This is a genomic window from Hymenobacter plasmatis (genome assembly GCF_020711255.1).
Taxonomy (GTDB): Bacteria; Bacteroidota; Bacteroidia; order Cytophagales; family Hymenobacteraceae; genus Hymenobacter.
Window position 1 is genome coordinate 134,402 of record NZ_JAJFAW010000005.1, and the last position, 11,971, is coordinate 146,372.

Sequence of the window (11,971 nt, forward strand, 5' to 3'; positions counted from 1 at the left end):
GGTTGTTTTCCGGGCCTACCCTTGATATTCGATACTTATGGCCGTTGGCTTCCGATTCCGCGATTTTGTTCCCGAAGACCAGCCCGAAAAAGGGTTTGAGTCCTTGTTTAAGCTATTCATGCAGCTCGTTACCATCACCTCCGGCGATGTGGGCGAAGCGCTGCAATGGCTCAACGAACTAGACAAACAGTACGGCCTCACCGACGACCAGTACGGCATGGGCAATTTCATCGATGACCTCAAAAAGAAGGGCTACATCGATGAGAACGAGAAGGAGCGGGGCGCCTTCAAAATCACGCCCAAAACCGAGCAGGGCATCCGCAAATCGGCGCTGGAGGAGATTTTTGGCAAGCTGAAAAAGAGCAGCACCGGCAACCACCGCACGCCCCACACCGGGCAGGGCGACGAGCAAAGCACCGACCTGCGCGAATTCCGCTTTGGCGACTCGCTCGAGCAGATTCAGATGTCGGAATCCATCCGAAATGCCCAGCTCAACCACGGCATGGACGGCGACGATTTCATGTTGACCGAAGGCGACCTGGAAGTGCGCGAAAACGAGCACAAGTCCCAGACCAGCACCGTGCTGATGATTGACATCTCGCACTCGATGATTCTTTACGGCGAGGACCGCATCACCCCGGCCAAGAAAGTGGCCATGGCCCTGGCCGAGTTGGTGAAGCAGAAGTACCCCAAGGATTTTCTCGACGTCATCGTGTTCGGCAACGACGCCTGGCAGATTGAGGTGAAGGACTTGCCCTACCTGCAAGTGGGCCCCTACCACACCAACACCGTAGCCGGTCTTGAACTGGCCATGGACCTGCTCCGCAAGCGCAAGACACCCAACAAGCAGATTTTCATGATTACCGACGGCAAGCCTACCTGCTTGAAGGAAGGCAACGGCTACTACAAAAACTCCTTCGGCCTCGACCGCAAAGTGGTGAACAAGACCCTGAACATCGCCGCCGCCGCCCGCCGCGTGAAGATTCCCATCACCACATTCATGATTACCTCCGACCCGTATTTGCAGAAATTTGTGGAGGAATTCACCGAGGTGAACCAGGGCAAAGCCTACTATTCCGGCTTGCAGGGCCTGGGCCACTTAGTATTTGAGGACTACAAAAAGAACCGCCGCAAAACCCTGTAAGGCTGCTTTTTATGAAGCTTGAATCTGGCATGTCAGGCGCAGCAAAGCATCTCGCCCCGACATTTGTCATGCAGAGCGCAGCGAAGCATCTTATCACCGCTGAACGATTGGTTCTGACCTGATAAGATGCTTCGCTGCGCTCTGCATGACAGGCGATTCATCGAAGCGGTAATAATGCTTGGCTACGCCGACCTTCGGTTCGCTGCGCTGCGCATGACGAATGTTCCTTCTTTGCTTCAATTCCAAGTAATCCCAATACTACTTGGTAGTAACAGCAACATCTTCCGGCGTAGCATTCTTGATTTTTGGGACGGTTTTCAGGTAAGCCCATAAGGCATGAACCTCCTCATCGGTCATGGTCGAGAATTTGGGCATTGGCGCGTGCAGAATGCCGGTAGGTGCCATTCCAAATTTCACTGCTTTGCTGAATTGAGCTTCACTCCACTTGCCTAGGCCGGTTTCGGGGTCCATGGTCAGGTTGCGGCTGATGCGGAGCTGCAGCTCATCGTCAAGCATTTTGTGCCCGCCGCCCAAAAAGCCTTTGGATAGTTCGGGCTTGGCTTCGTTGTTGGTGCTAAAATCCTGCGAATGGCAGAAGTAGCACTGGTAGCGGCCCACTACCAGGTAATGGCCCAGTGCCACGGGTTGGGAAGCCGGAGGGGCATCGGCCAGGTGCTTGACCAGGGGAGTTGGTTTCAGCACGTTTTGGAGCAGGTTCTTGCCTAGGGGAGACAATTCCTGGGGGTGGCTGGGCTCCGCGGTGGGCAGCACCAGGGCATTATTCGAGCGCAGAAAGGCCACAATACTAGCGGCGTCTTCATCAGATAGGTACGCAAAGTGGGGCATTGCTACGCGCAAGCGGCCGTCGGGGCCCGCCCCCGTACGCACCATGGTCACAATCTGCTGGTCGGTCCAGTCGCCGATACCAAATTTGGGGTCCTTCGTGATATTGGCCGAATACAGCTTGCCAAAGTCGGTGCCCAGGTCGGGCATGGGCCGGCCGGCCAGGGTATTGGTGGACGGGTTGCGGTGGCAGTGCGCGCACATCACCGTCACTATTTTTTCGCCTTGCTCCACGCGTTTCGGCGTACTGGGCCGAACCGCTGCCACTGCCGGAGCCTGCTGTTGGGGCTCGCTCTGCTGCAAGCTGATAAATGCCGCGGAGCCAGCCACGGCCAGCAACAGCAATCCAATTGCCAAGCTGGGAGTACGTGGGTTTCTTTTCATTTTCTCGCAGAAGGTTATCGTAGTGAAAAAGGATAGTGTCAATTAAAAAACAACAATTATTATTAAAAAAGCAATAGTTGAGCTGGTGCTGAGTTAGGAATACAGCCGATGCTTTTTCCTGCAAGGCTGCTTCAGCAAGTGTTCCTTATGCCTCTTCCGTAAGCAGTAGAGCACGCGGCTGCTCAGGCAGCTTGGCGTGTAGCGGCGGCCGCGAGTGCCCGCCTGAACCTCCATCCCCCTTTCACGGTTAAACTACCCGGGAAGCCCTTTTCCCTCCAACGCACTCCATGAAGCACGAAACCATCCGCACCCTGGGCCAACTCCGCGCCAGTGGCTATAAACCGCGCAGCGTCAAAGCAGAGCTGCGCGAAAACCTGATTCAAAAGCTCCGTAACAAAGAGGAAGTATTTCCCGGCATTTTCGGCTACGACGAAACCGTGATTCCGGACCTGCAGCGCGCCATCTTGGCCGGGCACCACATCAACCTGCTTGGCCTGCGCGGCCAGGCCAAAACCCGCATTGCGCGCCTGCTGATAAACTTATTGGATGAGTGGATGCCCGTAGTAGCCGGCTCCGAGCTGAACGACGACCCGCTGCAGCCCCTGTCGGTGTTTGCCAAGAATCTTATTGCCGAGAAAGGCGAAGACACGCCCGTAGACTGGATGCACCGCGACTCGCGCTACACCGAGAAACTGGCCACGCCCGACGTATCAGTGGCCGACCTTATCGGTGACGCCGACCCCATCAAAGCGGCTACGCTCAAGCTGCCGTACAGCGACGAACGGGTGATTCACTTTGGGCTGATTCCGCGGGCGCACCGCGGCATTTTCGTCATCAATGAATTGCCCGACTTGCAGGCCCGAATCCAGGTGTCGTTGTTCAACATCCTGCAGGAAGGCGACATCCAGATTCGCGGCTTCAAGGTGCGCCTGCCGCTGGACATCCAGTTTGTGTTCACCGCCAACCCCGAGGACTACACCAACCGCGGCAGCATCGTGACGCCGCTCAAGGACCGGATTGATGCCCAGATTATCACGCACTACCCCAAGTCGATTGAGATTGGCAAGCGCATCACCAAGCAGGAAGCCCGCATCAAAGACGAGCAGAAAGGCATGGTGACCAGCAACGAAATCATCCACGACCTGGTGGAGCAGGTGGCCGTGGAAGCCCGCGGCTCCGAGTTTGTGGATGCCAAATCGGGCGTGTCGGCCCGCCTCACCATCTCGGCCTACGAGCAGGTGATAGCCGGAGCCGAGCGCCGCGCGCTGCTAAACGGCGAAAAGAACACCTACGTCCGCGTGGGCGACTTTATTTCGGCGGTGCCCGCCATCACCGGCAAAGTTGAGCTGGTGTACGAGGGCGAGCAGGAGGGCGCGGGCATCGTGGCCGAGAAGCTCATGGGCAAGGCCATTCGCACGCTGTTCCTGCAGTATTACCCCGACCCCGACAAGTCCAAGAAGCTCAAGAACCGCCCGTCGCCCTACAAAACTGTGCAGGAGTGGTTCGGCAACGGCCACACCCTGGACCTGCTGCACGACGCCAGCACCACCGACTACCGCAAGGCGCTGGACCAGGTGCCCGGCCTGCGCGACATCGTGACCGAGCTGCACCCCAATGAAACGCCCGAGCACACCTATTTCCTGATGGAATTCCTGCTCCACGGCCTGGCCGAGCACAGCCTGATTTCGCGCAACCGCCTCACCTCGGGCGCGCAGTTCAAGGATTTGCTTTCGTCGATGTTCACCATGCCCACCTTTGGCGAAGATGACGACGAGGACGAAGACGAAAAGCCGCGCCGCCGTCGCTAGCCCGCGACTTCGAACCTAAAGCAAAGCCCCGCGCACCAACTGGTGCGCGGGGCTTTTTAGTTGCTTTTGAGGACCAAGTTTGCGGGCCACTGCCGGTGGCTCAATCCATAGCTGGTTAGTAGCGTTCAGCTTCGTAGTTTTGACTCTTCCCGGTTTTTGCATCGTTTTCTTTCATTTCCCTTGCAGTTTGCTTACCACCCCGACCAGGACATCTTCACCGCACGCTGGGTTACATCGCACGCCCTCCAGACCGAGCGCGCCGAGTATGAGGCCATCTTGCTGGCACCTGAGGGCCTGGGTACCCCGTACTGGCTGCTCGACGTGCGGCGCCGGCCCACTACCGATGCCGATGCCGCTAGCTGGGTGACCACCAACTGGCTGCCACGGGCCGCCGCGCAGCATCGCCCCGCCCGCCTGCGCTTAGCCTTTTTGGTGGCTCCGGTACGTGCCGAGAACCTGCGCGCCGACCTTGCTTTGCGCGCCGTGATGGACGCAGCTTATGCCCCCGGCAACCTCTTCGACCTGCGGACTTTCACCGACGAGGACGCCGCCCGGAGCTGGTTGCAAGGGCTGCTTGACAAGCCAACTGAAGTAGCGGGATGAGAAATCGAAAAACGGACTTTGCCCAACCAGCTCAACTTTCGCGCGCGGTTCCAGTGGCTCGTTGGTTGCGAGAAAGGCGGGACTTAGGCCGGTAAGCGCGAGCGTAGTACAGCGAAACCGCTCGGTTTTGCGTACGTGGGCATTCCAGCGACGGCACAGTCGGCCTTAGTCGCTGCATGCAATTATTGAACCCTTGCTCATGAAGAAAATAGCGGAAATCACCCTCCTTTTCTGGATAATGAAAATTTGCGCCACCACGCTTGGTGAGACAGCGGGCGACCTGCTGGCCCAGACCATGAAGGTGGGCTACGGCACGAGCTCGCTTATTCTCATTGGGTTTTTCCTGGTGGTGCTGGCGGGCCAGCTGGCCGTCTCGCGCTACATCCCGGCGTTGTATTGGGCCACTATTCTGGCCACCAGCACGGCGGGTACCACCATTTCCGATTACATGGACCGGACTCTGGGGTTGGGCTACGCCACCGGTTCGCTCATTCTGGTTTCGCTGCTCGTAGCCGTGCTGGGCCTGTGGTGGCTGCGGGAAAAGTCGCTTTCAGTAACCGAGATTAAAACCCGAGCCGGCGAAGTTTTCTACTGGGCTGCTATTTTGGTATCCAATACGTTGGGCACGGCCCTGGGCGACTTTCTTGCCGATGATTCCGGGTTAGGGTTTGGCGGCGGTGCGCTGCTCATCGGCAGCTTGCTCGCCGTGCTGGTGCTGGCTTACTATTTCACCAGCATCTCCCGCGTGCTGCTTTTCTGGGTGGCATTTGTGCTCACGCGCCCATTCGGAGCCACGTTTGGTGACTTACTGACCAAGTCTACCGAAAAGCATGGGCTTGGCTTTGGTACGCAAGGCTCCTCGCTTATTCTGTTTGGGCTCTTGGTTGGACTGGTTCTTTACGAGACCTTCCGCACCAAGCAACCTGGCAGCTTGACCGATGCCCGAACTTCGCTTTAAGTCCCCGGCGGCTGGCTGCGATGACACCCACAAGCGTGCATCACCCGAATCAGCCACCGCGCATTGCTTATTGGTCTAAGCGGCCGGTGCCCAACCACCGGGCCACGGGGTAGCGGTTGAAGCCAGCCTCCCGGTGGGGCGAGTTAAGATATACCCATTCCAGCTGGGCGGCGCCGTTGCTGGCGAAGGCCGGATTTTGCTGCTTCAGCGTTTCGAGGCGCTGCTTCAAGGCCGGGTCGCGGCGCAGGAGGTCGGCGGCCACGTCTTCGAACACATAGTCGGAGAAATGCTCCTTTTGCTGCAATATGCTGTCGAAGAAGCCCCAAGCGAAGAACGAGTCGGTGGCCTGAGGCTCCAGCGTTTCGATGAGGTAGCGTACGGGGGCTGCATCCGTCAGGTAACACACGAAGTCCCCTTTGTGAAAGGTCACGGTTTCAGTGGTGGGCCTCAACTGCACCTGGCTGTGCAGGTAGTGGCCTTCATAGGCGCGCGGGCTGGTTTTGTAGTCTTCCAAGTAATACACTTCCACGGGCGCGGTCAGGTCGCTGGCCAAGGGTTCCAGCGTGGCGCCGTTGCGGCGCAGGATGTCCAGCACTTCGCCCCAGGCCTGGGGGATGATATAGGCCGTGGGGCGGGCGGCGGTAGCGGTGGGTTTGTAGGTGTTGAAGTACTTTACGGGCCGGGTGAAGGGCGCGGCGCGGTCGTAGTAGAGGCGGGTATGGCCGCTCACTTCGCTGGGCTTGGTGCGGCCTTCGTAGCCCCGGAACTGCACGGTTTCGTGCTGGCTCTCGTCGAGCGTCCAGGCGAGCGGGAAGGTGGTTTGGGTTGCCATGCTGGCCGTGGCAGCGGCGCGGGCTGTTGCAATGGCGGCCGACTGCTGCCCCACGGTTTCGAGCATGATTTTCAGAAAGTCATAAGTGGCGTGCACCCGCGGCGCAAACGCCTTCAGCATGTGCGTTTCGGGCATGAAGCCGATGGTATTGAACAGCGCCGCGTAGCCGGTGGAGTAGCGCGGCGTTTCCAGAAAAGCCTGCAGGCCGCTCTCGGGCGTTTTGCCTTCAAAGTCGACGTAGGGCGTCATGGGCCACTTTTTCTGCTCCATGCTCTTGTACAGCGCGGGCAGCAGCTGGCCCTGCAGGTAGGTGCCCAGTGCAGGCGCCAGCTTGCTGTGCTGGGTGGCAATGAGCGTCATCGTGTACTGGTAGTCGGCCCCGTTGGAGGTGTGGGTTTCCACGAAAATATCCGGCTGCCACTTCTGAAACAGCGCAGCAAAGGAGCGGGCATTACGCGAGTCCTGCTTGATGTAGTCGCGGTTCAGGTCGAGGTGCCGGGCGTTGCCCCGAAAGCCGTAGGCGGCGGGGCCGTTCTGGTTCACGCGGGTGGTGGAGTTGCGGTTGAGCATGCCGTCCACGTTGTACACCGGCACGATGACGACCGTCACGCCCTCGAGCAGCTTGTGCAGCTTGGGCTGCTGCACGAGGTCGCGGGCCAGCATCATGCTGGCGTCGATGCCTTCGGGCTCGCCGGGGTGAATGCCGTTTTGAATGAACAGCACGCGGCGGTTTTTGCGGCGCGTGCTGGCGGGGTCGGTGTCGCCATCCGAGGCCAGCACCACCTCGTGCAGCGGCAGGCCCGAGTCGGTGGGGCCTGCTTCGGCCATATGCAGCAGCTTGGGGTAAGCACTTGCCAGCTTTTGGTAGTAGGCAATGCATTCTGCGTGCGTGGCGGTGGTGTTGCTGGCGGGGTCGTTTTCGAACGGCGTGCGCCAGGCTGGGGCCGGAGTGGTCGGGGTGGGAGCGAGGGTCATCAGCGAAGCAAGGAGAAAAGCAAACATGCAACAAAAGAACAACACCCAACTTAGTGGTCAGAATAGTTGAGCTAAAGGCTGGCCTTGAATTGAGTGGGTTGGGGAAATTGAGCTGAAAGCCAGGGGTGTTTTCGTTCGCTCTTTGTTCGTTATGCTCACCTTCGGTTCAACGCACGCAACCACCCCAGCTCAACTTAGCAGTTGAGCATCCCCTCCTTAACCAATGAGGGGAGTATGGTCCGGGGTTACCTTTGCGCACGTAGTACCTACTTTTCACTCGCCTCCTTGCTCTTGAAAAAGCCCCTAATACTCGTTTCAAACGACGACGGCATCACTGCTCCCGGCATCCGCTACCTGGTTGAAATTGTGCAGGCCCTGGGGGCCGAAGTCGTAGTGGTAGCCCCCGATGCGCCGCAGTCGGGCATGGGCCACGCCATCACCATCGGCCAAGCGCTGCGCCTCACCAAAAACCCAGTTTTCGGCCCCGACATTGAAGCCTACGAATGCTCCGGCACCCCGGCCGACTGCGTGAAAATCGCCAAGCATTACGTGCTCAAAGACCGCACGCCCGACCTCGTGGTTTCGGGCATCAACCACGGCTCCAATGCCTCTGTGAACGTGCTCTACTCCGGCACCATGTCGGCGGCCATCGAAGCGGCCATTGAAGGCCTGCCCGCCGTGGGCTTCTCCCTGTGCGAATACGGGCCCCAGGCCGATTTCTCGCACGTAGGAGAATGGGTGACCCAAGTGTGCCGCTACGCGCTGGAGCACGGCGTGCCCGCCGGCACGGCCCTCAACGTAAACATCCCCAAAAACTCCGATACGCCCATTGCCGGCCTGCGCCTATCGCGCCAGGCCCGCGCCAAGTGGCAGGAAGAGTTTGACCGGCGCCTCGACCCGTACCAGCGCCCATACTACTGGCTCATCGGCTCGTTCGTCAACCTCGACCACGGCACCGATACCGACGAGTGGGCCCTGGCCAACAACTACGTGTCGGTGGTGCCCTGTCAGTTCGACCTCACCGCCCACCACGGCCTCGACCACCTCAGTGCCAAGTGGCAGCTGCCCATGCCCGAAGCCATGGAAGCCCAGGCCGCGCCCCAGCCCGTGCCGTCCGGCGACTACGGCCCTGCCACGCAAAGCTAAACCCCCACAAAAAAGCCCCAACTACTGAGTTGGGGCTTTTTTGTGCGATTTTGAAGGTGGTATGTTGGCGGGCTTCTTGGTGGGCTCCTTTACCTGGCGCACGGTTTTGGGGGGCGCGTGGGCGTGGGGGGCTTTGCGCACCACCACGGGAGCCGCTGGTTTAGGTGAGCCGGGCACCTGGCTGCGATGCAGGGCCACCACTTCGGTGCCCAACGCCACGGCCAGCAGCAGTAGCAACCCGCAAAGCAAGACTTTGAGTAGATTTTGCACGGAAGTTAAATTTCTTCCCGAAGGTAAAGCGCTGCTATGAAGAGGGAATGAACCCGACGGCGTGGTTTGATTCGGGCTTAAATTCCAGCTCAAAAGCAGTGCCTTTCCCTAGTTCTGACTCGGCCCGCAGCGTGGCACCGTGGAAGCCAGCAATGGTCTGGGCGATGGGCAGCCCCAGCCCATAGCCCTCCGGCGCCCCGGGCGCATTGCCATGGAAGCGCCGGAACCGGTCGAAGAGGTAGGGCTGGTGGTCGGGCGCAATGCCCGGGCCCGTGTCTTCCACCCGCAGGCGATAGCCGCCCTGCGGCAGGGGCCGGCCCAACACCCGGATGTGGCCCCCTTCGTGGTTGTACTTAATGGCATTCGAGAGCAGGTTGCGCAGCAGCGTGTGCAGCAGGCTGGCGTTGGCCCGGGGCCGCACGTCGTCGCCGGCGATGTCGATGTCTAGGGTGATTTCGCGCTGCTGGCGGCGGTCGTCAAGCTCCTCGGCTACGTCTGCCACGGCGGCCGAAAGGCTCACTGGCTCGTCGCGCAGGTACTGCTCGTTTTCGATGTTGGCGATGAGCAGCAGGGTGCGCACGGTGTTGCGCAGGCGGTAGAGCGTGCGCTGCGATTCCACAATCTGCTGGGCATGCGCCTCGGGCAAGGTAGGGTCCTGAAGCATGTTCTCGAAGCGCGACTGCAGGATGCTGACCGGCGTGAGCAGCTCGTGGCTTACGTTGCTCATAAATTCCCGCTCCTTGGCAAAAGCCGACTGTACCTGGTGCATCAGTGAGTTCAACCGGTCGTCGAGGCGGCGGAAGTCAGTAGTATCAGTATCAATGGGTTCAAAGTTAAATTCCGAGGGCTGCCGGATGCTGCGCAGCTTGCGAATGGTCAGCTCCCGGAGCGGCTTAAGCAGGTAGTGGGCAAAGGCCGCATCAGTAAAAATGGTGAGGACAGACGCCGCGACCAGCACCCATAGCGCCAACTGGCGGAGGGTATTGGTGAGTAGCTCAACCGTTTCGAGCGAGGAGCCTATTTCGATGCGAAAGGCCCGCTGCCCCGGCGCGCTCGGCGCTCGGGCAAAGCTGAGGATGCGGAAGTCTTCCACCTGCTGGTCGACCTGCCGGCGCTCTTCAAAAATGCGCTCCTTGGGCAGGGGCGCACCGGCGGGCAGCGGCGTGAGGGTGATGTACTCCTGCTTGATGATGTTGTAGTCGGCGTAGGTTTCGGCGCGCTCTCCCTGCTCAAACGCCTGCAGGCCGTCGCGGGCAATAAGGGCCAACACCCGCCGCTGCTTGTCGCGCAAGTGATAGTCGGTGTGGCCCACGGCCACCCGCTGCACGATGGGCGGAATCACCACCGCCCCCAACAGTACCAGCAGCAGCTTGGAAAGGCCGTTGAATAAGGCAAGCTTGGCTTCTAATCGCATGGCATTCCATTTATCAATTAACATTTATCATTTAAACACCCGAGTAGCACCCGGGAGAGGTTGCGGACGCTTTGTAGTACCAAAGCCGCCTTAAGCTGATAAATGTTAAATGAAAACTACTCGGCGGCCCGGTAGCCAATGCCGCGCACGGTTTCCAGAAAATCGGCGGGCCCGAATTGAGCCAGTTTCTTGCGCACGTTTTTGATGTGCACGTCGATGTAGTTGGAGTCGGAGTCGTCTTCGAGCACGTTGCCCCACAGATGTTCGCCGAGCTGCAAGCGGGTGAGCACCCGGCCGCGGTGCAGCAGCAGGTAGTGCAGCAGGTCGAATTCCTTTTTGGTGAGGGGCACTTCCTGGCCATTGTGCCGCACTGTGCGCGCATTGGAGTCCATGCTAAACCCTTGGCCGAAGGTGATTTCGGGCCGCTTTAGATTGAATTTGCGGCGGGTAATGGCCTGCATCCGGCTGGTGAGCTCCAGCAGCGAGAAGGGCTTGGGCAGGTAGTCATCGGCCCCGAGGTCGAGGCCCCGAATCCGGTCGTCGAGGGCGCCGCGGGCGGTGAGAATGATGAACGAAGCCTCCTGGTTTTCATTCAGGCGAGCTTCCTTGAGCAGGTCCAGGCCATCGCCGCCGGGCAACCCCAGGTCGAGCAGCACAAAGTCGTAGCTGCTCACATACAGCTTTTCGGAAGCTTCGGCGAAGGTGTAGGCCGAGTCCACCAGGTATTGGGCCTGTAGTAGAAACTGGCGCATTTCCTGGTGCAGGCTTTTTTCGTCTTCGATGAGCAAAACGTGCATGGCTTCTGGGGGAGATGAGGGGTGGAGACGGCGAATTCCGCGGCGCAACATACGGTACGGCTACCTGAACACCGCATGAAGGTTCTACGCGCTGGGCACCCGAACAGAAGGCTTACGGGATTGTGCCGTAATTTGCTAGTGATTCATTTTCCTAGTTTTTGCCTTTTCGATATGACCCCACGCTTTTCTCACCTGTTGTTTTTGCTGGTTGGGCTGGCAGCTTTCCTCAGTAGTGCCACGGCCCGGGCCCAGGCACCTGCAAAGGGTAAAGCCAAGCCACGCGTGACCACCGTTTACCTCGTGCGCCACGCCGAGAAGGACACCGCCGCGAGCACACTCAGCGACCCGCCGCTATCGGCCGTGGGCGAGGTGCGGGCCCAGGTGCTGAGCCAGTTGCTGGCCCGCCGCCACCCCGCGGCACTGTTCACTACCGATACCAAGCGCACGCGCGCCACCCTGGCCCCGCTGGCGGCCGCCACCCGGCTTGAGCCGCAGGTGTACAACCCCAAGGAGACGACGGCCCTGGCCCTGCGCATTCGCAAAGAATACCTGGGCAAGACGGTAGTGGTCGTGGGCCATTCCAATACCTTGCTGCCCCTCATCGAGTCGTTGGGTGGCACGCCGCCCGTCGAGAGCATCGCCGATAATGAGTACGACTATTTGTTCACGGTTCGCATTACGGAAGGCGCATTGCCCAAGGTGAGCGTGCAGGGCTACGGCCCCGAGCGGCGCACCGAAGCCGTCGCGAAGCCCTCACGTGTGCACTAGCTGAGCCGTCCCGCGTACTTTCGCAGCAC

The 11,971-nt window shown here is 59.7% G+C and carries 11 protein-coding genes; 6 read left to right on the forward strand and 5 right to left on the reverse strand.

Features of this window, described 5'->3' with window-relative positions:
• Positions 1-37 precede the first annotated feature (37 nt).
• Positions 38-1,144, forward strand: a complete 1,107-nt coding sequence (locus tag LJ738_RS05260) for a vWA domain-containing protein (RefSeq protein ID WP_227785259.1) — start codon at positions 38-40, stop codon at positions 1,142-1,144.
• Positions 1,145-1,402: 258 nt separating this feature from the next.
• Here the strand turns inward: LJ738_RS05260 and LJ738_RS05265 are convergent, their stop codons facing one another.
• Positions 1,403-2,344: a c-type cytochrome gene (locus tag LJ738_RS05265; protein ID WP_227785260.1), complete on the reverse strand. Its 942-nt coding sequence runs from the start codon at positions 2,342-2,344 to the stop codon at positions 1,403-1,405.
• Between the two features lie 314 nt (positions 2,345-2,658).
• Between LJ738_RS05265 and LJ738_RS05270 the strand changes: the two genes are divergently transcribed.
• From LJ738_RS05270 to LJ738_RS05280, 3 genes are all read left to right on the forward strand, one after another.
• Entirely contained in the window at positions 2,659-4,179 is a 1,521-nt protein-coding gene (locus LJ738_RS05270) for a sigma 54-interacting transcriptional regulator (RefSeq protein ID WP_227785261.1), read from the forward strand.
• Between the two features lie 180 nt (positions 4,180-4,359).
• Positions 4,360-4,782, forward strand: a complete 423-nt coding sequence (locus LJ738_RS05275) for a hypothetical protein (protein ID WP_227785262.1) — start codon at positions 4,360-4,362, stop codon at positions 4,780-4,782.
• A 199-nt stretch (positions 4,783-4,981) separates the two neighbouring features.
• The gene (locus LJ738_RS05280) at positions 4,982-5,740 is read left to right on the forward strand and encodes a COG4705 family protein (protein ID WP_227785263.1); all 759 of its coding nucleotides are present in this window, start codon (positions 4,982-4,984) and stop codon (positions 5,738-5,740) included.
• A 67-nt stretch (positions 5,741-5,807) separates the two neighbouring features.
• On the opposite strand, the gene LJ738_RS05285 is transcribed toward LJ738_RS05280, so the two are convergent.
• A complete protein-coding gene (locus tag LJ738_RS05285) occupies positions 5,808-7,574 on the reverse strand; it encodes a M14 family metallopeptidase (protein ID WP_227785264.1) in 1,767 nt (588 codons plus the stop codon).
• Positions 7,575-7,838: 264 nt separating this feature from the next.
• Between LJ738_RS05285 and surE the strand changes: the two genes are divergently transcribed.
• Positions 7,839-8,693, forward strand: a complete 855-nt coding sequence (surE, locus tag LJ738_RS05290; protein ID WP_227785265.1) for a 5'/3'-nucleotidase SurE — start codon at positions 7,839-7,841, stop codon at positions 8,691-8,693.
• Between the two features lie 21 nt (positions 8,694-8,714).
• Here surE and LJ738_RS05295 read toward each other — a convergent pair whose 3' ends face one another.
• The 3 genes from LJ738_RS05295 to LJ738_RS05305 form a co-directional block, all read right to left on the reverse strand.
• On the reverse strand, positions 8,715-8,963 hold the full coding sequence (locus LJ738_RS05295) for a hypothetical protein (RefSeq protein ID WP_227785266.1): 249 nt from the start codon (positions 8,961-8,963) through the stop codon (positions 8,715-8,717).
• Positions 8,964-8,997: 34 nt separating this feature from the next.
• Positions 8,998-10,377 (reverse strand): sensor histidine kinase, encoded by a 1,380-nt coding sequence (locus tag LJ738_RS05300; RefSeq protein ID WP_227785267.1) that lies wholly within the window; start codon positions 10,375-10,377, stop codon positions 8,998-9,000.
• A 116-nt stretch (positions 10,378-10,493) separates the two neighbouring features.
• Entirely contained in the window at positions 10,494-11,174 is a 681-nt protein-coding gene (locus LJ738_RS05305; RefSeq protein WP_227785268.1) for a response regulator transcription factor, read from the reverse strand.
• Between the two features lie 171 nt (positions 11,175-11,345).
• Between LJ738_RS05305 and LJ738_RS05310 the strand changes: the two genes are divergently transcribed.
• Complete coding sequence (locus LJ738_RS05310; RefSeq protein WP_227785269.1) at positions 11,346-11,942, forward strand: histidine phosphatase family protein; 597 nt, start codon at positions 11,346-11,348, stop codon at positions 11,940-11,942.
• The last annotated feature ends 29 nt before the right edge of the window (positions 11,943-11,971 follow it).

Coding starts and splice junctions, on each gene's coding strand:
- LJ738_RS05260 (WP_227785259.1), top strand. CDS start 38: ATGGCCGTTGGCTTCCGATTCCGCGATTTTGTTCCCGAAGACCAGCCC.
- LJ738_RS05270 (WP_227785261.1), top strand. CDS start 2,659: ATGAAGCACGAAACCATCCGCACCCTGGGCCAACTCCGCGCCAGTGGC.
- LJ738_RS05280 (WP_227785263.1), top strand. CDS start 4,982: ATGAAGAAAATAGCGGAAATCACCCTCCTTTTCTGGATAATGAAAATT.
- LJ738_RS05285 (WP_227785264.1), bottom strand. CDS start 7,574: ATGTTTGCTTTTCTCCTTGCTTCGCTGATGACCCTCGCTCCCACCCCG.
- LJ738_RS05300 (WP_227785267.1), bottom strand. CDS start 10,377: ATGCGATTAGAAGCCAAGCTTGCCTTATTCAACGGCCTTTCCAAGCTG.
- LJ738_RS05305 (WP_227785268.1), bottom strand. CDS start 11,174: ATGCACGTTTTGCTCATCGAAGACGAAAAAAGCCTGCACCAGGAAATG.
- LJ738_RS05310 (WP_227785269.1), top strand. CDS start 11,346: ATGACCCCACGCTTTTCTCACCTGTTGTTTTTGCTGGTTGGGCTGGCA.